At 34.0% G+C, this 21603-nt stretch carries 21 protein-coding genes; 17 read left to right on the top strand and 4 right to left on the bottom strand.

Going from position 1 to position 21603, the window contains the following annotated elements:
- Positions 1–148: 148 nt before the first annotated feature.
- The 3 genes from MHI22_RS07165 (at position 149) to MHI22_RS07155 (ending at position 2460) form a co-directional block, all read left to right on the top strand.
- Positions 149–898: a hypothetical protein gene (locus tag MHI22_RS07165; RefSeq protein WP_340811494.1), complete on the top strand. Its 750-nt coding sequence runs from the start codon at positions 149–151 to the stop codon at positions 896–898.
- A 763-nt stretch (positions 899–1661) separates the two neighbouring features.
- The gene (locus tag MHI22_RS07160; protein WP_340811493.1) at positions 1662–1871 is read left to right on the top strand and encodes a hypothetical protein; all 210 of its coding nucleotides are present in this window, start codon (positions 1662–1664) and stop codon (positions 1869–1871) included.
- Between the two features lie 160 nt (positions 1872–2031).
- A complete protein-coding gene (locus MHI22_RS07155) occupies positions 2032–2460 on the top strand; it encodes a hypothetical protein (protein WP_340811492.1) in 429 nt (142 codons plus the stop codon).
- A 265-nt stretch (positions 2461–2725) separates the two neighbouring features.
- Here the strand turns inward: MHI22_RS07155 and MHI22_RS07150 are convergent, their stop codons facing one another.
- Positions 2726–2920, bottom strand: a complete 195-nt coding sequence (locus tag MHI22_RS07150) for a YegP family protein (protein WP_338651445.1) — start codon at positions 2918–2920, stop codon at positions 2726–2728.
- 1036 nt (positions 2921–3956) lie between these two features.
- On the opposite strand from MHI22_RS07150, the gene MHI22_RS07145 reads away from it, so the two are divergent.
- From MHI22_RS07145 to MHI22_RS07130, 4 genes are all read left to right on the top strand, one after another.
- A complete protein-coding gene (locus tag MHI22_RS07145; RefSeq protein ID WP_338651444.1) occupies positions 3957–4991 on the top strand; it encodes a hypothetical protein in 1035 nt (344 codons plus the stop codon).
- 1601 nt (positions 4992–6592) lie between these two features.
- Positions 6593–8260, top strand: coding sequence for a hypothetical protein (locus MHI22_RS07140; RefSeq protein ID WP_340811490.1), 1668 nt, complete (start codon positions 6593–6595; stop codon positions 8258–8260).
- A 78-nt stretch (positions 8261–8338) separates the two neighbouring features.
- Positions 8339–8902, top strand: coding sequence for a hypothetical protein (locus MHI22_RS07135; RefSeq protein WP_338651441.1), 564 nt, complete (start codon positions 8339–8341; stop codon positions 8900–8902).
- A 514-nt stretch (positions 8903–9416) separates the two neighbouring features.
- On the top strand, positions 9417–9548 hold the full coding sequence (locus MHI22_RS07130) for a hypothetical protein (protein ID WP_340811488.1): 132 nt from the start codon (positions 9417–9419) through the stop codon (positions 9546–9548).
- Positions 9549–9681: 133 nt separating this feature from the next.
- Here the strand turns inward: MHI22_RS07130 and MHI22_RS07125 are convergent, their stop codons facing one another.
- On the bottom strand, positions 9682–10089 hold the full coding sequence (locus MHI22_RS07125) for a hypothetical protein (protein ID WP_338651440.1): 408 nt from the start codon (positions 10087–10089) through the stop codon (positions 9682–9684).
- Positions 10090–10194: 105 nt separating this feature from the next.
- Between MHI22_RS07125 and MHI22_RS07120 the strand changes: the two genes are divergently transcribed.
- Both MHI22_RS07120 and MHI22_RS07115 read left to right on the top strand, forming a co-directional pair.
- Entirely contained in the window at positions 10195–10521 is a 327-nt protein-coding gene (locus MHI22_RS07120; protein WP_036122750.1) for a nucleoside triphosphate pyrophosphohydrolase, read from the top strand.
- A 125-nt stretch (positions 10522–10646) separates the two neighbouring features.
- The gene (locus MHI22_RS07115) at positions 10647–11057 is read left to right on the top strand and encodes an Asp23/Gls24 family envelope stress response protein (RefSeq protein WP_036122753.1); all 411 of its coding nucleotides are present in this window, start codon (positions 10647–10649) and stop codon (positions 11055–11057) included.
- Positions 11058–11156: 99 nt separating this feature from the next.
- Here the strand turns inward: MHI22_RS07115 and MHI22_RS07110 are convergent, their stop codons facing one another.
- Together MHI22_RS07110 and MHI22_RS07105 are read right to left on the bottom strand one after the other, a co-directional pair.
- A complete protein-coding gene (locus tag MHI22_RS07110) occupies positions 11157–12326 on the bottom strand; it encodes an MFS transporter (protein ID WP_058844027.1) in 1170 nt (389 codons plus the stop codon).
- A 167-nt stretch (positions 12327–12493) separates the two neighbouring features.
- Positions 12494–13354, bottom strand: coding sequence for a MerR family transcriptional regulator (locus MHI22_RS07105; protein ID WP_058844028.1), 861 nt, complete (start codon positions 13352–13354; stop codon positions 12494–12496).
- 422 nt (positions 13355–13776) lie between these two features.
- On the opposite strand from MHI22_RS07105, the gene nusB reads away from it, so the two are divergent.
- The 8 genes from nusB (at position 13777) to MHI22_RS07065 (ending at position 21584) form a co-directional block, all read left to right on the top strand.
- Positions 13777–14160, top strand: coding sequence for a transcription antitermination factor NusB (gene nusB, locus MHI22_RS07100; RefSeq protein ID WP_036122758.1), 384 nt, complete (start codon positions 13777–13779; stop codon positions 14158–14160).
- Positions 14161–14191: 31 nt separating this feature from the next.
- Positions 14192–15046 carry a bifunctional methylenetetrahydrofolate dehydrogenase/methenyltetrahydrofolate cyclohydrolase FolD gene (gene folD, locus MHI22_RS07095; protein WP_058844029.1) on the top strand — a complete coding sequence of 285 codons (855 nt, stop codon included), beginning with the start codon at positions 14192–14194 and terminating at the stop codon, positions 15044–15046.
- A 133-nt stretch (positions 15047–15179) separates the two neighbouring features.
- Positions 15180–15995 (top strand): undecaprenyl-diphosphate phosphatase, encoded by an 816-nt coding sequence (locus tag MHI22_RS07090; RefSeq protein ID WP_058844030.1) that lies wholly within the window; start codon positions 15180–15182, stop codon positions 15993–15995.
- A gap of 232 nt (positions 15996–16227) precedes the next feature.
- A complete protein-coding gene (gene xseA, locus MHI22_RS07085; RefSeq protein WP_340811487.1) occupies positions 16228–17586 on the top strand; it encodes an exodeoxyribonuclease VII large subunit in 1359 nt (452 codons plus the stop codon).
- Positions 17583–17816, top strand: coding sequence for an exodeoxyribonuclease VII small subunit (gene xseB, locus MHI22_RS07080; protein ID WP_008179899.1), 234 nt, complete (start codon positions 17583–17585; stop codon positions 17814–17816). Before xseA ends, xseB begins: the two co-directional genes overlap by 4 nt.
- A gap of 3 nt (positions 17817–17819) precedes the next feature.
- Positions 17820–18701, top strand: coding sequence for a polyprenyl synthetase family protein (locus MHI22_RS07075; RefSeq protein ID WP_340811486.1), 882 nt, complete (start codon positions 17820–17822; stop codon positions 18699–18701).
- Positions 18702–18864: 163 nt separating this feature from the next.
- Positions 18865–20766 (top strand): 1-deoxy-D-xylulose-5-phosphate synthase, encoded by a 1902-nt coding sequence (gene dxs, locus MHI22_RS07070; RefSeq protein ID WP_036122781.1) that lies wholly within the window; start codon positions 18865–18867, stop codon positions 20764–20766.
- Entirely contained in the window at positions 20766–21584 is an 819-nt protein-coding gene (locus tag MHI22_RS07065; RefSeq protein WP_036122784.1) for a TlyA family RNA methyltransferase, read from the top strand. The genes dxs and MHI22_RS07065 overlap by 1 nt, the downstream gene beginning before the upstream one ends.
- Positions 21585–21603 lie beyond the last annotated feature (19 nt).

Here is a 21603-nt window from a genome sequence, read left to right as displayed (position 1 = left end):
TTAATTGCTGTCTATGTCTTAGATTCAGTTTGTTTCTATGATGTAGGCAGTCATTTTAGCAACATGCCATTGTTCTTACTATGTCTTCAAGGTAAGATGAAGTCAATTAGGGAATTGAACAATTTAGATTATTTTAGGAGGATACTTTATGGACGAAATATATACTAGATTTGGTATTGATGCAAAAGATGCAAATGGAGTGATTGCTACAAGGGTATATGATATCCATAAACCATTAGATTTGTATTACAGACTAATTGGGTTGGAACTACAAGATTTTACATACTATTTAGACGATATGAAATTAAGTGTAGAGAAAATTAAGAATGAAATGCTTGAAAGAGATTTAGATGCATTTAATTTTTTATTGTCGAATGATTATGAGTATGCACACCGAATTGATATTAGGTATCCATATTTACTAAATAATTCTGTATTTATAAGTATATACAGTCTTTTAGAGGATGTTCTTTACAGATTCATTGAAATTTGTAAGTATCGTTTAAAAATAGAAGAGACATTAAAAGAAAATAGAAAGCTACCCATACTTACTCAGTATTTTAACATTATAGAAAAAGCCTTGAATTATAAGATTCCTAAGAATTTCAAAAATGATTTTTCTGACTATGGAAAATTAAGGAATTGTATTGTTCGTAAAAGAGGCTATATTACTTGGATGGGTGAATCAGACAAAAAGCTCATAAAGGTTGTTGAAGATTTATCTGATAAAAGCATTAGTCTATCTGAGAATGGAAAAAGCTTTATTTTAGGTGAAGAGGCTTGTAATTATTTTATTCTTGAAATAGAAAAGATGTTTAAATTACTATGTGAAGTTCTAATAAAAGAAGAAACTAAGAAGAGAAGTTTGAGTTCCTCATCCAAAAGATATATTACCTGAGATTCCTAAGATGTTTTTCTTATAGAAACCACTCAAAGCATTTGAGCGAACTATTTTAAAGCACAATGTAGAAACTAATCAGATAGTTGAAGAAGAAGCGCAGGGAACATTCTTTGATGTTTCAAATACACATTCAGTGGACTTTAATGTGTTCATGTACTGTATGGCAAATGATGAAATAGGCACAATAGGCTTCTATCTGTATAGTTGGTTGAAGCATAAGCATGACATTTTTAGAAATGGTTATGATGTATCTTACGAGAAACTAAGTATTGAAACATGTCTACCAAGACGTACAATGATTAAATACCTTAATGTTCTAAAGGGTTACAATTTGATTTCTTTCAAGTTCAATCAAGACTACTATATGATAGGTATGACAGATGATGATAGAATGGCAACTACTTACTACGCAAACAGTTACAGTAATCAAAGCCATTCAAAAAGATGATTACAACAAAAGGGATGATATAGTAGTGACTATGGAGCAACTACCTTTTAAAAATTAACTAATGTAGATATTTACACTATATAATATATAGTGCCAAAAAGTACAATTGTTGATTTTGAAGCCAATGAACAGCGATAGAAACAACAGTAGTGACCTAATATAACTGATTCTGTAGGTAACTTGTCATTACTACCTAATACTGCACTCGCTACAACTAAACAAGTTGCTGAGTTCTATGGTGTTGACCAAACAGTGGTTAGACAAATTATTTAGCGCAATCGTAAGGAACTTGAAACAAACGGTGTGAAAGTAATGAGATTCGCTGAGTTTGGTGAAGTTTTTAAAAGTAACAACTTGTCACTTTATAATGTTACTGGGTATGGCATTGGTAAACGTGGTGCTACAATGTTTAACAAACGAGCAATCCTTGTAGTAGGCTTCATGTTACGTGACTCTAAAGTGGCTCAAGAAATTTTTAATCAAGCACTAAACATCATTGAGGGATTCATAGATGGTTTTTGAACTGTTTTCAAGAAGGAACACTATAGAATTAAGAGAAGACGTATATGAATATGATGAGATTCCACATAGTTTCAGAACACAATTTGCTATGCTAATCAGTGAGGTAGTAAATGAATTTAAACGTGGGTACATTACGGATAGTAGTTAATTTTAGGAATTTGTGGTAAGTGAAATAAAGTTTGAATTGGGATTATTACATCTTGATTGTACTGTAAGATATAATGAAAGTAGTGATTCTAGTGTAAATTATGTAATGTCTTTTCTCTTGAGTACCGATAATAAATCAGCAATCAATGTAATCGATTTATTAGTGTTCTACCATCACGATTATGCCATGAACGATTATAGATTCAAAGAAAAATGGCAAAGAGCAATCAAGAGAATTAACAGGAAGTTAAAAGAAAATTCTTTGGGTTATGAAATAGTTGAAAATCAATTGATTAGAATTGATTTTCAATTGATTCATAATGAGGTGGTGAAAACCTCCATTCAACTATTGCAAGGGCAGGAGTTGAATGCAGTTTCAGAAGAGTTTCTTAAAGCACACGAACATTATAAACAAGGTGATTATAAGGATGCTGTCTCATAGAAATGTAGAAGCTGAATTTTGGACTTATGGTGATGATGTAGTTTTAACAATGAAGAATGGATATGTATATGATATTACTTATTCATTGGAATAGATAATTTTTTTAAAAGGTGGAGCAAACAGCTCTATCTTTTTTTGTTGTCATGTCAGAAGCTTATAGTCACGCTATAGGGGGCTTTGATGAAGTCATGACACTTGTTGACTGTGAAAAAGGACTTGTGTATAACTTCTACACACAAGTCCTTTTGATTGATTAATGTTTCTCTTAAGAATTGTCTACAACAGTTGCTTTTGGTGCATTTACCTTGACTGAATTAATACCATTTTTACAGTTTTCTTTTGTTGTGTAGGTTTCACTTGTTGCAATAATCTCACCATTAGGAGCTTTTAGCACAAAGTAGTATTGATTATTTGTGGCTCTTAGGATTTCAAATTTTGGGTTAGTATTTGAAAAAAACATGGTAAATTCCTCCTTTAGATATATAAGTTGAATTAAATAGTTACTTCAATTATGCTGAACAAAATGATTAATTGCTCATAGTTTGAATTGTAAAAATCAAATTCATTTTTATATACGATGAAAAATGTAGAAAGTTTCAAATTTATGAAATATTTCTTATAAATTTGTAACAAGAATGATTAACTGTTACCAGATGCGACACGACAAATTCTAAATCGCCACTAATCAAATTAATAAAAATACAGGGGAATGTATAATCATTGACTAAGGAAGAGTGTTTTAAATGAATTACTAAAAAAATAGTGATTTACACCAATAAGGAATGTAAGTTCTTATTTTGATTGAGTTGTAATGTAATAAAGCCGTAAGTATGTACCATTTAACGATAAATGTATTCTTTTGCTAATTAGCATACATTGAAAACCTTGATATAAAGCCATTTGTTAGTTGACTATTCACACGAAATTAAAAGAAGTAATCAAAGAGACAATTCTAGAAATGTAGATGGTGAGATTTTAATTTTTCATAATTATAAAATATTGCTCGATTAATTGGTTTAAAATTTCCTAAGTGTAATATTTTAGAATGGACACCTGAAAAGTTAATAAAAGAAAAGGAATTTTCTAAAGGCGATAATAAAAATTTGAAAGCTTGGTATAACTATATAGAAAATAATTCAGATAAAGAATCAATAAGATTTACAGAAATTAGAGAAGCCGTAGGATTGAAAAATCAGAATTTTTATGTATTATTAGAAAAGTCAAGCCATTCAAACTCTTATAAAATAAAAGGAGTATGTAATGGGGATTATTTACTAATGTGTTTTTAAAATAATGTTCTTTAAGCTTAGAATAGTAAATCATATAGTATACTATAAAGTATAGTTCTAGAGATAGGATCGAATTGGATAAATATTCTTTTGTGTTTATTTAAAGTGAATTTAAATAATAGAAGAGTGTAATAGATTTAATCACTCTCCTAAATGAATAAAATCTAAATTAAACTAATTTTATTTTTTAAAGGTGGTTGGTTATGTATGCAGAATAGTAATATTGATAGAGCAACAAGGTTAGGTATTACTTTAACTATATTAGGTGTTATTTGGTACGTGTTAATAAAATCATTTGATTTTACTTTTTTTGTTTTTAATAATCTCAATACTAAAAGTTTATTTAGCTCTGAACATATTATTGCTCTAGTGTTAGTAACAATGCTAGTTACCATTTTTATTGGAGGAAGCAGATACATTTTTTCAGAATTGAAGACTTTTAAGGACTTTAATGACGACATTATTTTTGAAGAAGCCAAAAATGAGGCTAATAAAAATTTTAATGAAATTTTTAGTATTTTATATTTAAATATAGCTTTATTTGTTATTACAACTATGTTTATTTTATTTATAGAATTAATGATGAATTTTTTTAATCTGTTTTGGTGGATTTCAACACTCATTTTTTTAGTATTAATTAGTTCACTAGTATTAATTATAAAAAAAATGAGAAACAAATTTTTCGAAGTATGTAGAAAAATTTATGATGCAGTAAAATTAAGAAAAACACATATGAGTTTTTGGTTCTACATACTATTTTTACTGTTTATTCTATTCTTTACATATTCAGTATTATCATTTTCTAAAGGGCAGACTGTTGATGTTGATTTTGAAAACAATAGTATGCTCCCAATAGATATACAATTAACTAATATACAATTAGAAAACTTAAAAATTCATCTTTATATGCAAGAGAAGGAAGATTGGTTTTTAATTAAGGAAATCGATATAGATAAAAAAGATTTTAGTGGAAGTTTTTTTGAAGTTTATGAATCATCATCATTATTAGAAAATAAATCAAATGGGATTTCAAGAATTAATTCAAATAAACAGCAATCAACCCTAAAAAATAATATAAACCTGGGTGAGGAAATTGAGGAAATATTAGAAGAGGGGAAATATAAGATTCAAATAACAATTCATAGTAAAGATGGTAATAAAATTGTGAAATTATCAAATGACTTTGAAATAAAAGGAGATAAATACATATTTAATAAAGATAAGTTTAAAATAGAACTTTAAATATAAAGTGCCGAATTAGTATTTAAATAAATTATTTGATAAATGGATTTCAATAAATAAAACTATTTGACTGCAACTATTTTATTTATTAGTGAAGTTATCCAAGTATAATAGGAAAACTCCAATCTTATTATTACTCAATTCTAAATGAAATTGGAGTTTGATTTAAAATTTAAATTGGTATATTTTGTTGTAAATGGGATGACAATAGGGGGAATAATTATGTTAACAGAAACAGCCTTTATTTCGAAAATATCAATGGATAACGTAAATAAAGAAAGAAAAATTATGAAGGGATTATAAATTACAAGAACAATCAAAACTGTTGAAATTGAGGGGGAAATTATACTAAAGTGGTTACTATAACCTAATATTATTTTTGATGGAAAGGTAAAAAGTGATATTTCCATTTTAAGTAACTGGATTAAAAATTCAAGTAACGAAATCAATATTATTTTACAGAATGGATTGATTGGTAAGGGAGATATTTTAACTTTTAACTTTGGAAGGGATTATTATATTTCTGGAAATATGGATAAATTATTGGGTTTTAGAATACTTAATTCCAAATATTTAATACCTAATTTCAGAACATAATATTTAACTTCCCACTCCATCTCTCTTTAGGATGTACAATATCATTTCTAATTTCAGTAAATAAGTGTGCACCATCATTATATTTACCACTCAAATTTTTAAAGCTCTCAATGTGTGGAATACCTCAAACTCATACAAAAGCATTCTTAATTTATCAAATGCTTGTCTACCCAATATTTCTTAGTCCTCCACTATATATGTCCATGCAATATTTTCTAAAGCAATTTACAAAGCAACTATTTTAGTTTCTAAATATTTAGAACTCATTGCATCAAAATACCAAGAAATTATATTTTTCAATACTTTTTCCCAAAGCTCATCATTTATTCTATCAACAAATATAGGAAAAATCTTTGGTAATCCTGTTTGTAGTTATCTAACGGGAAACATATTTGGAATATTTATCCAATTATCTATAGTTGGAATTTCATATTTTATAGAACATGTTTAGTAGATGCAATGAAAATTGAATACGTAGATGACATTAAATTGGAGTCTATATTTGGTTGGATTGCGAGCTTAGGGGATTTTCAGATGTATGGAAACAAAGCAGTCTACGAGTCATTAAAGCTGTTTTAAACCGACTTTACGATAACGGATGATGTGAATGGAGGGTATAATTACATAAAGAAATGTATTATAGTGAGAAGCTATCAGGGGAGCAACACAGCTCATCGTAAAGCTATTCACAAATGCCGTACACATTACGAAAAACTCAAATTACAGTTGTATACGAAGTGGGAGCAGACCTAGCAAAGCGGAGTGGTCATAAGAATCTTGAAACAATTAATAAGAGTTATTTGTCAGTGAATGATAGAACGATTGATAAATGTTAATACGTGTATAACGTTTTAGTTAATAGAGGAGGTTATTTTTTATTGAAGAACACAATATTTTATTCATGGCAATCAAATTTCCCTAATTCTTCGAATAGAGGATTTATAAAACAGTGTATAAAAAATGCTATAAGAAATATTAAAAATTACAAATATTTACATTTATAAATGAGTATAGAAAGAGATACAAAGGGAGTAATTGGAACACCTGGTATTGTTGATACTTTATTTAAAAAAATTGATTCTAGTAAATTATTTATCGCAGATGTTTCAATAATTAACTCAAATAGCAAAGAAAGAAAAACACCTAATCCTAATGTATTGTTAGAATTAGGATATGCGGCTAAATCTCTTGGATGGAATAATGTATTATGCTTTTTTAATCTAGATTATGGTAGTATAGAGGACTTACCGTTTGACATTAAATTTAGAAGGATTATAACGTATAGTATAAATAATCGTGTTAAAAGTGAAGTTAGAAGTGGATTAGCAAAAATAATATCTGCGACTGTCGAAGAATTGTTTTTTAGTGGATTATTAGATGATGATATTAATGATTTTTTTAAAGTTAAGATAGATACACAGTTACTTACTGTTCTCAAAAGTCTAGCCAATATAGTATATGGCTATAATTCCGAAGGGAATAATCTTAATCGTATAACTAAACTATTAAATTTAAGTGAATCTGATATGCAAGATTTACTTTTGAATAAAGAATTTATTGGTTTTCAAGTCCACAAAAATTTTCGAGAAATAGAAGAGGAACTTACATTAATATTTAAGGATTTCGTATCTTCTATGTATTTTAAAAAAGAACTTGGAATTATTGTTGCAAACATTATTAAATGGATAAAAAAATATAATAAGTTTATTTCTTTAAGAACGCACCCAAATTTATTTATACATACATCTAAAGTCAATTTAGAGTATTATTTACTTGATTCGAAATCTTTAAATCCTACAAACAAAGAAGGTTATTTATTGTTAAGGAAAATTAATGATGAAGAAGGAATGGTAGTAGACTTTGGAGATATACAAGAAACTTTAAAAGTAGATAGTGCATTAGAAAGCGTTTATCTCAATGAAATATATCATATAGAATTTAGTGCTTGTATTAAAGAATTTTTGTGGTTAGTAGAGATGTGGCTTGATAAGACTAATGGTGAATTTTTTATTGATAATATTGAAAACTTCGAATTTAGAAGAGGTGAAAATCCCTATTTAAAATCTATTGGGAACCCAATGCAAGAATCATTATTGATGATACTAAAAGAGGGAATTAACATTAATTATTATGAGCTATCTATATTTAATGCCATTAGTATATTAAAAAGTTACGGATATATTTTTTCTGATGAAAGTTCTATTAAAAAAATTGTAGAGAGATATACAGCCATAAAGTTTAATTTAGAAGAAGAAATTACTTCGCTTATTAATTATTCAACTATTGAAAACCCTATTGACTTAATACAACCTTCTAAAGAAAACTTTGAGCTTTTAAAAAATAAAGAGGTAAAGTTAGATAGTATCTATATGCCACATATATTGGTTAAGAAAATAAAAGCATTAATACTCTTGCAGAACACTTCGGAATTAGAAATTGTAAAAGTACACATTGATGAATTATTAAAAAAAATAAATGAAAATTTAGTAGTTTTATTACCAAATGTAATGGAGAGACTTTTAAGAGAGGTAGCGGGAGGTAGATATTCCGATATTGATTTAGAGCAAGTTGCAGAAGAATTTGAAAATATAAGAAATTATCATGAAAAAGAATTGAATATTCTATTAAGAGGTTTGAAAAAGGTAGATATACAAAAAATATTACAGAAATAAATATATAGATAAAATCATTCCTTAATATAGTAGAACATTCATATGAATCATAGATATTAGTAGGAAGTGGGTTATTTAATGAGTATAACTGAGTGGGTACTACAAACTTATAATGCACAAAATAGTGGGCTTGAAGAAGCGAAAAATTTTACATTTATATGGAGTTTATTTGAAAATCATTCTAGAGGTAGTATTTTCAAGTCTGATAATATGCGTATTAGTGATTTTGAAGCATGGGTAAATAGTTTAGATATTAAAACAGATAAATTTTCATTAGTTATCGAAGACAAAAAATCTAATAATAGTATAAGTAATGGGTTAATTGATAATATCAATAAATCATTTAATCATTTTTATCAGAAATACGATAAAGATAAAGAAGTATTTTTGAATCTTGTATTTAATCAAAATGATGCAATGACACAAAAAGCGAAAGGTTATTTTAAAACTTTCGCAGAATCGATGGATAAGACAAGGATACAGTCGAAAATTATTTATTTGTTTTATATTGCTAAAAGAATGAGAAATAAGTTTTTTCATGGTATCAAAAGTATTGAGGATGTTAAACAAGACTCTAAAGAGTTTGAAAAAATAAGTGGATACTTAATATCTATTATTTCATTAATAGAGAAATATGATTGAATTATTAATAATATATTAAATTTTAAGGTAATTAGACATTGCTGATTAAGAACTTGCGCAGTTTATAGAGAAGCGGGATAAACTAAGGGTTTATCTCGTTTTTTATTTTGGTATTAGTCTTGGTGTAAGACAAAATAACAATATTAAGTTGTAGTTCAGGTAAGTCTTACATAGCATCTGTGGAGCTTTTGGAATATATGAGCCTTCCTGTGAGTGAGATTGATTCATTTTCTGTGGTGAAACAGTGGATGCTTGAGGAGTTTGTTGTGACCTAATGGAAGGGGGGCGTAGTTTCCGATAATGAGGTAGGGCATATTCCTATATAGAGGTGACCTCATACACTCACACGAATTGAAGTGATTCACGAAACGAACTGATAGCGTCTAGCGTTCAACTTTTAAAAATGCTATTCTATTTAATAGAAGGTGATAGTATTGCGTTCTGAAATCATTCTATTCTTAAATATCCGTATAATTCTTGCTCTGTAAGGGTTTCTGAGTTTTGGAAGATGTTCATGAATCCTTATGGAACAACCATCCCATTCCACCAAGCACTGATGAACAATGACGTTTTCAAATCAGCACAATTCAATACGAAGTTCCTTGAAGAGAATGATGTATTGGGTGTAGCAGAAAAAGCGAAGTAAGCGTTCGCAATTTTAAAACCTTCTAACTTTTATTAGTTAGGAGGTTTTTTATATTTCCATTAAATTTTAATAAAACAAATAGCATTAACAACAAGAGAACCTTTTAGCAGCTCCTACTAATTTAGAATGACTGCTATTCAATATATAGAAGGTCGTTCTCAGGTGTTAGCATACCACCCTTAGTTGTATAGTCTCCAACTTTTCTGTAAAGCACGGCTGTCTTTATAGCATGACCTTCTTTAGCAAATACAAGTAGAAAAATATCTTCTCGGACATCTATTCCACTGGTGCTACCTTTAAACTGAATGTCCATTGTTACTTCAATAGCATCTCTCGTTGTATAAGGTCCATAAACTTGTGCTTTTTCCCAATCAAAAGTAGTCAATTGATTTAGTGAAACGATTTTTGAGCCACCATTAGCTTGCTCCATTATATTTTTTGCGAGCAAGGTATCTTCAGTAGCTCTATTTCCTAATAATAAAATAAGCATTGTAAAAATAATGACAGCCGCCCCAATACCCAACAACCATTTTCGTAACATCCTACACCTCTATTCTGAAACTATTTCTATATTATAGAAATGATACTATATAATAGAAGTTGGTGATAGTACAAAACTTTTGGATGAATGGGAGTTAATCAATAGATGCCTGTATACAATAAGCTTGTGAGAGATAAGATTTTAGACATTATTCAAGCGAAGGGTTTATCTTATCATGCGCGAGCCCTAGAATCTAATGAGCTATTGAATGCAATAAAAGCTAAGATGATAGAAGAAGCATCAGAATTTCATGACGCAAAAGATAGACAAGCAAATATGGAGGAGCTAGCGGATATACTTGAGCTTATTCATGCAGCCATAAGAGTGTTAGGTGTAAGCTATGAAGAGCTAGATGCAACTCGTGAGTATAAGAAAATAATACGTGGTGGATTTGAAAATGGGGTTTACCTAATAGATGTCGAGGATCAATAATTTCAATTCAACGATTCTATCGATAAATTAAAACGGCTTTCGACAGCCAAACCTTCCTTTTTATAGTATAATGAACGTAAGTACAGCACTTGTTTGTGATGTGTAAGGGAAAGGATGATATTTGTATGGCAGAGAAAGTAGGACAATCTTTCGTACAACCAACACCTTCTGGAAAAGAAGAGCTTGGAAAAATTGAGGTAGCAGCAGAGGTGATCGAAGTTGTAGCTGGGATTGCTGTCAATGAAGTTGAAGGCATTGCTGCAACTCGTGGAAATATTGCGACGGGTGTCGCTGAACGTTTCGGTAAAAAAGTACACAATAAAGGCATTAAATCAGGTGTAACGGAAACTGGTGAAATTGCTATTGATGTATTTTGCTCTGTGAAATATGGATATGCCATTCCTAAGGTAGCGAAGGAAGTTCAAACCCAAATACGACAAGCTATTTTGAATATGACAGCACTAGAAACAGCAGAAGTGAATGTGCATATTACAGGAATTCATTTCGAAAAAGAAGAAACTGTAGTACATGAATAAAAAGAAGGATTGCCCAACGATGATTTGTTCATCGCAAGGGCAATCCTTTTTTAGGAGGATTCTCTAGGATTCATTTGTATAGATGTGTATCGTTCATTTTTATAATTCAATATGCTTTGGCTTTCTCCAGAATAATGCAAGAATGACGCCAAGCACTAAGACGATTGTGGCAAAATAGTATGGATAGTTCAGATTCACATCGAACAATATACCACCTAAGATAGGGCCGAAAATATTACCAAGACTTGTAAACATAGAGTTCATTCCACCAACAAATCCTTGTTCATTTCCGGCGATTTTTGATAAATAGGAAGTAACTGCAGGACGAATTAAATCGAAGCCTACGAAAATAAAGAATGTAACAAATAAGATGGCAAAATAATGATTCACTATCGTCATGGCGAATGTTAAAACTGCTGAAAGGATTAGTGAGTAACGAATAACATTAATTTCGCCCATTTTCTTTGTCAGCCAATCAAATAGTATTAATTGAGCCAAGGCACCTACAATACCACTTCCTGTAATGATAATGGCGATATCAGATGGTGTGAACGCAAATTTGTGATCGACGAATAAGCTAAATAGCGATTCGAATGCAGCGAGGCCAAATGACAGAACGAAAATAAGAATGAATGGAATGAAGTAGAGCGGGCTAAAAACTCGCTTGACACTACCAACAATAGATGGTGCCGATTCTTCATTGTCTGTAGCACGTGTCGGTTCTTTTAAAAACATAAATGACAGGATAGCCGCGAACAGACCAAGTACTCCAGCTGCATAAAATGGTACACGTGTACCATATTCAGCTAAAAAACCACCGATGCCAGGACCGATTATAAACCCTGTGCTGATGGCTGCACTCATATAACCAAGTGCTTTTGGACGCTGTGCCAATGTTGTAATATCGGCAATATAGGCAGTTACGGCTGGCATAATGAAAGCTGCACTCACGCCACCTAGCATACGGGAGACAAAGAGTATTTCAACTGAACGACCAAAGCCGAATAAAAACTCTGAAAGTCCAAAAATAAAAAGACCTGCAACAATCATAATTTTGCGGCCAATATTATCGACAAGCTTACCAGCAATTGGTGATGCGATTAATTGTGTGATAGCAAAGGCTGCCACCATATAACCAACGACAGAGCCCGAAATATGAAGCTCATTCATAATCGTTGGTAAAACAGGGATGACTAAGCCAATCCCTAAAAAGGCAATGAAAAGATTAGACAGTAAAATGGCTAAAGTTATATTTTGTTTCTTGCTCATAAAGTACTCCTTCTATTTGTTCACGATACATTTGTATTAAATCTACTAGATTATTTCCATGTAATACGATAAACCCTATAGTAACTATAGGGTCAAAAGATTTGTTTTCATTTTTAAAAGTTTTTATTAGTTTGGAAGTTTTCATGAGGAGTTATACGAATCCGTAGCTACTTTTTCGCAGAAATCATTGTTTCTTGTTTTTGCCTAATCTTTAATTCTACAATAAATTTCTTTTCTTTCTCCATCGTTAGAGTTGCTGGCATATATAGCTCATACACTTGTGATTCAAAAATTTCTTGCTGTGCCAACACATAATTTCTCAATTTTTCATAGAACGAAAAATAAGTATCGGGGTCATAAATAAAGGCAATGCATACATACTTACCAGCAGGGATGATGGTTTGCTGTACATTGGGTGAAAGCTTCGAAAATGTGCGCTCCGTTAAAAGAGGAGTGAAGACAGCATCATAAATAATATCATTGACATCTTTATAGGGCACAAGAGGATATGTACAACCATATCGACTATTTAAGACACTGCCTTCCTTTTCGATGATTTTAGTTAATGTTGCATAATATGTACTCGTGCTCGATGTTGGTGTTAATTCAGTTGTTGTCACTTGCAGAACGGGCATAGCTTCTTCTATCTGCATATAGACCTCACCAAAAATCGGGATATCAATTTGCTCCTGTAATTGTTTTTTCGTTTTCAGTAACGTATTTTTGGCTTCGTTTAAACGTGAAATCTTTTCGTTTATGCGTAGCTCTTGCTGTGCTAAAAAAGCAAGCAATTCTTCGGAAGTTAATGTCAGTGCTTTTTTTATATCTTCGAGCGTAACGCCGATATATTTAAGCGATTTGATAATGTCTAAATAGAAAAGCTGATTGCCTTTATAATAACGGTAATGGGTGTAGGGATCAGTATAAGCAGGCTTAAATAAATCAATTTGATCATAGTAACGTAGCGTCTGAATCGATAAATTTGAAAGTTTGGCAACCTCACCAATGGTATAATAATGTTCCTTCATAAAATGGCCTCCACTAGTAATAGCTAAAGAAGTTTCGAATGGCATCAAATCGAATTTTATGCTTGCAATCCTCGCAGTAAAATAGGCGAGATTTTCGTTCCTTCATTTGTTTATATTGCTCCTCACCTTCCATCAATTTAAATGGTTTTTTACAGCTCGTGCATACAGCCTCATATTGCATTGTCAACACCTCTGAAGATTCTTTTTATTTTCTTCTTTAGTATACCATTATGGAAATGAAACCTTCATTTTTGAATAACCATATTTGATTAGAGGAGAGCTCCAATTGAATGAAAGGCTAAATGAAGCAAAAAGTTCCTTGAAAAAGGTTTCAGATTATTGAAAACTTGCTTGAAATCGTGTTTCTCGGGCGATTTTATGCTATTATAAACCTTAATGCCACTTAAGAAGGAGAGCTTTACATGAAACGACATGAAGCACGCGAAAAAGCGTTGCAAGTTTTGTTTCAGCTAGACAACACGGATCTAACAGTTGAAGAAGCAATGGGCCATATTAAAGGTCAACCTACCAATGCCTTCTATGAAAAGATTGTGAATGGAACAGCTGAACATTTGGAGGAAATCGATGCTACATTAGAACAGCATCTTGAAAAGTGGTCACTTGCCCGTCTACCCAAAATTGAAAGAACGGTATTACGCCTAGCTGTATACGAACTGTTATACATGCCTGAAACACCAAAAAGAGTAGTACTAAACGAAGCAATCGAGTTATGTAAAACATTTGGCGAAGATAGTTCATCTAAATTCGTCAATGGTGTACTTTCTAAATTTACAGAACAAGAATAATGTGTTGAATTGGAAGGAGTAACGAAGGTTTATGTCAAGTGCAATTATTAATGGTAAAGAGATTGGTCAAGAAATTCGTAATGCTGTGGCGGAGCGTGTCATTCGTTTAAAAGAACGAGGGTTAACACCTGGTTTAGCGGTTGTATTAGTTGGAGACAACCAAGCTTCAGCTACATATGTGAGAAATAAACAAAAATCTTGTGAAGCAATTGGTATGTTCTCAGAACTCATTAAATTACCAGAAGAAACAACGCAAGAGGAATTATTAGCGCAAATTCAACGTTTAAATCAACGTGAGGATATTCACGGTATTTTAGTACAATTACCACTCCCAAAACATATTGATGAGGATACAGTCATTGCAACGATAGCTGTCGAGAAAGATGTCGACGGTTTCTCACCTGTCAGTGTTGGGAAAATGATGCTTGGCCAAGAAACATTTTTACCTTGTACACCGTTTGGCGTGATGAAGCTTCTTGAGTATTCAGGAATTGAAATCGCTGGAAAACATGCAGTCATCGTAGGACGTAGTCATATCGTTGGTAAACCAATGGGACAACTATTATTGCAAAAGGATGCAACGGTGACCTATACGCATTCTAAAACGCCAGATTTGCCTTCATTTACAAAACAAGCAGATATTTTAATTGCCGCTGTTGGACGTGCGAACTTTATTACGAAAGAGCATGTAAAAGAAGGGGCTGTTGTCATTGATGTAGGGATTAATCGCGATGACAACAATAAATTATGCGGTGACGTAAACTTTGTAGAAGTGGATGGAATTGCGTCTCATATTACGCCTGTACCAGGCGGCGTAGGCCCAATGACCATCACTATGTTACTATTCAACACTGTGCAAGCAGCTGAAAATAAGCTTGCACAATAAATAACCTTACGAAAAAAGGCATCTCAACATTGTTTTGAGATGCCTTTTTTATGTGACGTAAATTCAGAACTTTTATGCTGTTTTTGACGTCTAATGTAACGTTTGGGACATACATACTTAGAAGGAGGTTTTTATGGAAAATATCGATATTGTGTTAATTGTCAAACATATCATCATTGGTCTTGTCCAAGGTTTCACAGAACCCATTCCTGTATCGTCGAGTGGACATGTGATGATCGCCAGTGAAATACTTGGACTTGGGGAGCAAGGATTTACGTTTGCCATTTTAACAAATACAGCTTCGCTACTTGCTATTATGTATATTTATCGTGAGGATATTGTTCGGCTTATTACCCATTTTTTTCTTTATCTGAAGACACGTGAAAAACGGTATCATGCAGATTTTCGCTTTGCTTTGTATATCGTGATTGGTTCGATCCCTGCTGGCGTTTTAGGGGTGTTATTAAGTGATGTCATAGCTGATAATGTCAGTATGACAACGATTGCGCTCATGTTATTTGTCACAGGGGCCGCATTATGGTTAATACGTAATATGCGTGGCAAGAAAAAAGATGCAGATTTACGTGCAAAAGATGCCATTATTGTAGGATTGGGGCAAGCGGTTGCTTTAACGCCAGGTATTAGCCGTTCAGGAGCAACAATTATTTCAGCAATAGCCGTAGGGATGAAGCAGGATACTGCCTTACGTTTCTCCTTTATGCTTTATATTCCTGTAAGTTTGGGTGGGGTTGTCCTAGGGATTACAGATTTTTTAGACGAACCGAATAAAGGTACATTAGCGTTGCCCTATGCAGCTACTTTCCTAGCAACACTCATTATGACTTATTTTGCGATGCGTTGGTTTATGGGCATTATGAAAAGTGGTAAACTTAGCTATTTTACGTACTATTGCTTTATTGTAGGGACCCTTTTATTACTATTCTATTAAAATATAAAGTCTCATAACGACTCATGTTATGGGACTTTGTTTTGTAATGTATTACAATATACGGTTTCTAATAGTGAGAACGTGTAGGAATGTGTTATAGTTATTTTTCGATAGAGGAAACATCGTCGTTTTTTCTAGCGAAACTGCATTTTAGTCACGTCAACGACCGTAAAAAATGTTATGATAGGTGTAGTTTTGTGAAAAACTTGATTTTAGTAAAGGAGCCGAAAACATGTCCTCTGCTTCTTATTTAACTGTAAAAGCGTTAACAAAATATATTAAACGAAAATTTGATGCCGATCCACATTTACGCGAAGTATATGTAAAGGGTGAATTATCGAATGTTAAAATTCATCAATCAGGTCATATTTACTTTACATTAAAGGACGATGGTGCCCGAATAGCGGCTACCATGTTTAAAACAGCGGCCGCGAAGTTAGCATTTGAGCCAAAGGAAGGTATGCAAGTATTTATTCGCGGTGATGTAAACGTTTACGAAGGCTATGGAACCTATCAGCTCTATGTGCAGGAAATGCAACCTGATGGCATTGGAAGCTTATTTGTAGCCTTTAATCAATTAAAAGAGCAATTGCAAAAAGAAGGGCTTTTTAAACCGGAGTGGAAGCAGCCTATTCCAAAGTTTCCTGAAAAAATTGGTGTGTTAACATCGACAACCGGTGCTGCCATTCGAGATATTTGTACGACGTTAAAGAGACGATACCCACTGGCTGAGATTTTAATTTATCCAACACTCGTTCAAGGAGCACAAGCAGCCCCGAATATTGTGCAAAATATTCAACGTGCTAATCAGGAGGCAAGCTGTGACGTGTTGATAGTCGGACGAGGGGGAGGCTCAATCGAGGATCTTTGGGCATTTAACGAAGAAATAGTCGCACGGGCTATTTTCGACAGTCGAATCCCTATTATTAGCGCAGTTGGTCACGAAACAGATACGACAATTGCTGATTATGTTGCTGATTTACGTGCACCTACACCAACAGCAGCCGCCGAAATGGCTGTACCAGATCAGGCGGAATTATTTCAACGTGTGCTTTCGCAAAAATCACAACTTCATCAGATAGTTAGGTCGCAACTTATGGCTGAACGTCAACGTCTAAATAAACTCCAACAGTCTTATCCATTGTCCATGCCCGAAAGACTTTATCGACCTTTTACGGAAAGATTAGCACAGCTTGAGTCCGGATTGCAGACAGCGATGCAAGTGGATTTGATGAAGAAAGGCGCCCAGCTTCAACAATTACATAGTACGGTGGAGCAACATTCACCAAAAAAAGCACTAGCCTTCCATCAACGGGAGCTTGAAGCACGCATCCAACAATTATCTCGTGCTACGACGTATTATGTGGCGAAGCAGCAACAACAATTCGAGGCAACTGTTAGAACATTAGAAGCTTTAAATCCACTATCCATTCTAACTAGAGGCTTTACAGTAGCATATAAAGATCAGCAAATGATTAAATCATCCACTGAGGTGCAAAAGCAGGATCAGCTTACGCTCACTTTCCATGATGGAAAGGTAGTGGCTGAAGTGACGAATATCTTGCCAAAGAATGAGGGGGAATCGTTGTGACAGAAAAACAACAAACATTTGCAGAAGCCATGACGGCATTAGAAGAAATCGTTCGCCAGCTAGAGCAAGGCGATGTGCCATTGGAAAATGCGATTGATTTATACAAGCAAGGAATGGAGCTATCAAAGTTTTGCCATAGTAAGCTGCAACATGCAGAAGAGCAGCTTGTATCGATTGTCCAAGAAACTGGTGAAACAACAGCATTTGATCCACTAAAGGGAGAGAATTAGGAAATGAATGAGCCATTAAAGTACTTTATCGAAAGCAATATACCACAAATTGAAGAAACCATGTATGCACTTGTTGAAAAAATTGATGCACCAGCGGATTTAAAGGAATCCATGCTTTATTCATTAAAGGCAGGCGGTAAACGTATTCGTCCACTTTTTGTCTTAGCTGTGCTTGAGCTTTACCGTAAAAATCTACAGGACGGTTTGATTGTCGGTTCTGTAATTGAAATCATTCACACATATTCATTAATCCATGATGATTTACCGAGCATGGATAATGATGATTTCAGAAGAGGCAAGCCGACAAATCATAAGGTGTTTGGAGAAGCACTGGCTACGTTAGCTGGAGATGCTCTAAATACATTGGCATTTGGCATTTTAGCACGTATGGAAGTGTCTGCTGAAAAACGCATTGAACTTGTCCAATTGCTTAGCGTAGCAGCAGGCGCAGAAGGCATGGTTGGTGGTCAAGTACTTGATATGGAAGGGGAGCAACGTCAACTGAATTTAGCTGAACTGGAACAGGTCCATGTCAATAAAACAGGTGCTTTATTGCGCTTTAGTATTGAAGCGGGAGCTGTATTAGCAGATGTATCAGCGCAGGACCGTGCTACTTTGAAGGAATATGCGCATCATATCGGTCTTGCTTTCCAAATTCAAGACGATATTTTAGATATTGAAGGAACGACAGAAGAACTAGGAAAAACAGCTGGGAAAGATGTAGCTAGTGATAAAAGCACCTACCCAGCACTATTAACGTTAGAGGGAGCAAAAGAAAAGCTTGCTGAGCATTATCAACATGCCATTAATGCACTTGATCAATTACCAATAGATGTCAGCTTGTTACGTGACTTTGCTGCGTATATTGTTCATCGTAAAAACTAAGAGAAAATTAAGGCGTTGAAGGAAAAGAATATGCTAGAATAGGTGGGAACGTTTGCAATATGCAAACAATGGAGTGTTCGTACTTTTAGCATATTGATAACACTGTTATAATGGTGGAAACACAATTGCGGTGAATATTTTATTGAAAAGGTGTGTGAGAAAGGTGGATTTAAATAAAATAACTAGTCCATCCTTTTTAAAAAACTTAAATAGGAAGGAGCTTGAGCAACTTGCTCAAGAAATTCGTACCTTCTTAATCGAAAAATGTTCTGTCACAGGCGGGCATATCGGGCCGAATTTAGGCGTAGTTGAACTAACGATAATGCTGCATAAAATGTTTGACAGTCCAAAAGATAAGTTTTTGTGGGATGTTGGCCACCAAGCTTACGTGCATAAAATTTTAACAGGTCGTGCGAGTCAATTTGACACCCTGCGTCAGTTCAAAGGGCTTTGTGGATTTCCAAAGCGCGTGGAGAGTGAACATGATGAATGGGAAACAGGTCATAGCTCGACTTCCTTATCAGCAGCCATGGGTATGGCAGCAGCACGTGATATTAAAAAAGAACAAAGCTATGTTATCCCGATCATTGGTGATGGCGCTTTAACTGGTGGTATGGCACTGGAGGCTTTAAATCATATTGGGCATGCGAAAACGAATATGATTGTCATACTAAATGATAATGAAATGTCGATTGCACCAAATGTTGGTGCTTTACACAGTGTTTTAGGTCGTTTGCGTACAGCCAAGGAGTACTCCAAAGCGAAAGAAGAGCTAGAATCACTCATTAATAAAATTCCTGTATTAGGTGGTAAGCTTGCTTCTACAGCTGAACGTTTGAAGGACAGCTTAAAATATTTAGTGGTATCTGGAGTGTTTTTTGAGGAGCTAGGTTTTAAATATCTTGGTCCGATTGATGGACATGATTTCGAGGCTCTTGAAACGACTTTATCTTATGCGAAAAAAGTGAAAGGCCCAGTCCTTCTTCATGTGATTACGAAAAAAGGGAAAGGCTATAAACCTGCTGAGGACGATACTATTGGCAATTGGCATGGGACAGGTCCTTATAAAATTGAAAACGGTGCCTTTGTCAAGTCTGAGGCCAAGGGGCCAGCTTGGAGTAGTTTAGTTGCTGAGACGGTACGTAAAATTGCTCATGAGGATAAGCGTGTGGTGACCATTACACCCGCTATGCCTGTTGGCTCCAAGCTACAAGGCATACAAAAAGACTTCCCAAATCGTTTCTTTGATGTAGGAATTGCTGAACAACATGCAGCAACAATGGCAGCAGGTCTAGCCACACAGAAGATGAAGCCATTTCTAGCAATTTATTCTACATTCCTGCAACGTGCCTATGACCAAGTATTGCATGATATTGCTCGCCCAAATTTAAATGTCTTTATCGGTATTGATCGTGCTGGCTTAGTGGGAGCAGATGGAGAAACACATCAAGGTGTATTTGATATTGCGTTCCTTCGTCATATTCCAAACATGACGATTATGATGCCAAAGGATGAAAATGAAGGGCAGCATATGGTGAAAACAGCGATTGATTATGATGGTGGTCCTATTGCTCTTCGTTACCCACGAGGAAACGGTATAGGTGTGCCACTAGATGATGAGCTTGTCGCATTACCGATTGGTAGTTGGGAAGTATTGCGTGAGGGGAAAGATGCATCGATTTTGACATTTGGAACAACGATTCCAATGGCAATGGCAGCGGCTGACATGTTAGCACAGCAAGGGATCGACATTGAAGTAGTCAATGCTCGCTTTATCAAACCGATGGATGAAAATATGCTGCACCGTATATTAGCCGATCATAAACCGATTTTAACGATTGAAGAAGCAGTTCTACAAGGTGGGTTCGGTAGTGGTGTATTAGAATTTGCTCACGACCATGGTTATTTAAATGCGCTCATTGATCGTATGGGAATTCCAGATCAATATATCGAGCATGGTAACGTCGATCAGCTTCTTGCAGAAATTCATATGACTGCAGAGGATACGGTTGCACGTATGCATGTATTACTTCAACAAAAACAGCAAGTAGGTTTGAATAAATAATGACAAAACAACCAAAAGAACGAGTAGATATTTTACTTGTAGAGCGTGGATTATGTGAAACACGAGAAAAAGCAAAACGTTCCATTATGGCAGGACTTGTTTTTTCGAATGAAATACGTATTGATAAGGCAGGCGAGAAAATTGCCGTCGATGCACCGCTACAAGTAAAGGGCTCTGATTTAAAATATGTAAGTCGTGGTGGTCTGAAGCTAGAAAAGGCCCTGCAAATTTTTGATATGTCTGTAGAAGGGAAGCTAATGCTTGACATTGGCTCCTCTACAGGCGGCTTTACAGATTGTGCCTTACAACATGGCGCAAGACATTGCTATGCACTGGATGTTGGCTCGAACCAATTGGCTTGGAAAATTCGCTCGGATGAACGTGTCACGGTCATGGAAAAAACGAATTTTCGCTATACCACGGCAGCTGATTTATCAGAAGGCTTACCTGCTTTTGCCACAATTGATGTTAGCTTTATCTCGTTGTCACTGATTTTACCAGTCTTAAAAACATTATTGCTGCCAGGTGGTGATGTTATGGCATTGGTGAAACCTCAGTTTGAAGCGGGGAAAGATAAGGTTGGTAAAAAAGGGATTGTTCGTGATAAAAAAGTACATTTAGAAGTATTAGAAAAGACGGCCACTATGGCGACAACGCTTGGCTTTGTCGTGAAGGATGCCTCTTTCTCTCCAATCACAGGTGGAGAAGGAAATATTGAATTTTTATTCCATTTAGTGAATCCTATTGGAGAAGAAGTCATCCCTGCATATACAGCTTTTAATGCACTCGTTGAAGAAGCGCATAATTCTTTAAAATAACACGTGCTCGCTTATTGAG

The sequence above is a fragment of the Lysinibacillus sp. FSL L8-0312 genome, assembly GCF_038003285.1.
Taxonomy (GTDB): Bacteria; Bacillota; Bacilli; order Bacillales_A; family Planococcaceae; genus Lysinibacillus; species Lysinibacillus fusiformis_D.
The sequence above is the reverse complement of the archived record's forward strand: the minus strand, read 5'-3'. Positions and strand labels throughout refer to the sequence as shown.

Coding starts and splice junctions, on each gene's coding strand:
- MHI22_RS07165 (WP_340811494.1), top strand. CDS start 149: ATGGACGAAATATATACTAGATTTGGTATTGATGCAAAAGATGCAAAT.
- MHI22_RS07160 (WP_340811493.1), top strand. CDS start 1,662: ATGAGATTCGCTGAGTTTGGTGAAGTTTTTAAAAGTAACAACTTGTCA.
- MHI22_RS07150 (WP_338651445.1), bottom strand. CDS start 2,920: ATGTTTTTTTCAAATACTAACCCAAAATTTGAAATCCTAAGAGCCACA.
- MHI22_RS07145 (WP_338651444.1), top strand. CDS start 3,957: ATGCAGAATAGTAATATTGATAGAGCAACAAGGTTAGGTATTACTTTA.
- MHI22_RS07140 (WP_340811490.1), top strand. CDS start 6,593: ATGAGTATAGAAAGAGATACAAAGGGAGTAATTGGAACACCTGGTATT.
- MHI22_RS07135 (WP_338651441.1), top strand. CDS start 8,339: ATGAGTATAACTGAGTGGGTACTACAAACTTATAATGCACAAAATAGT.
- MHI22_RS07130 (WP_340811488.1), top strand. CDS start 9,417: ATGAATCCTTATGGAACAACCATCCCATTCCACCAAGCACTGATGAAC.
- MHI22_RS07125 (WP_338651440.1), bottom strand. CDS start 10,089: ATGTTACGAAAATGGTTGTTGGGTATTGGGGCGGCTGTCATTATTTTT.
- MHI22_RS07120 (WP_036122750.1), top strand. CDS start 10,195: ATGCCTGTATACAATAAGCTTGTGAGAGATAAGATTTTAGACATTATT.
- MHI22_RS07115 (WP_036122753.1), top strand. CDS start 10,647: ATGGCAGAGAAAGTAGGACAATCTTTCGTACAACCAACACCTTCTGGA.
- MHI22_RS07110 (WP_058844027.1), bottom strand. CDS start 12,326: ATGAGCAAGAAACAAAATATAACTTTAGCCATTTTACTGTCTAATCTT.
- MHI22_RS07105 (WP_058844028.1), bottom strand. CDS start 13,354: ATGAAGGAACATTATTATACCATTGGTGAGGTTGCCAAACTTTCAAAT.
- nusB (WP_036122758.1), top strand. CDS start 13,777: ATGAAACGACATGAAGCACGCGAAAAAGCGTTGCAAGTTTTGTTTCAG.
- folD (WP_058844029.1), top strand. CDS start 14,192: ATGTCAAGTGCAATTATTAATGGTAAAGAGATTGGTCAAGAAATTCGT.
- MHI22_RS07090 (WP_058844030.1), top strand. CDS start 15,180: ATGGAAAATATCGATATTGTGTTAATTGTCAAACATATCATCATTGGT.
- xseA (WP_340811487.1), top strand. CDS start 16,228: ATGTCCTCTGCTTCTTATTTAACTGTAAAAGCGTTAACAAAATATATT.
- MHI22_RS07075 (WP_340811486.1), top strand. CDS start 17,820: ATGAATGAGCCATTAAAGTACTTTATCGAAAGCAATATACCACAAATT.
- MHI22_RS07065 (WP_036122784.1), top strand. CDS start 20,766: ATGACAAAACAACCAAAAGAACGAGTAGATATTTTACTTGTAGAGCGT.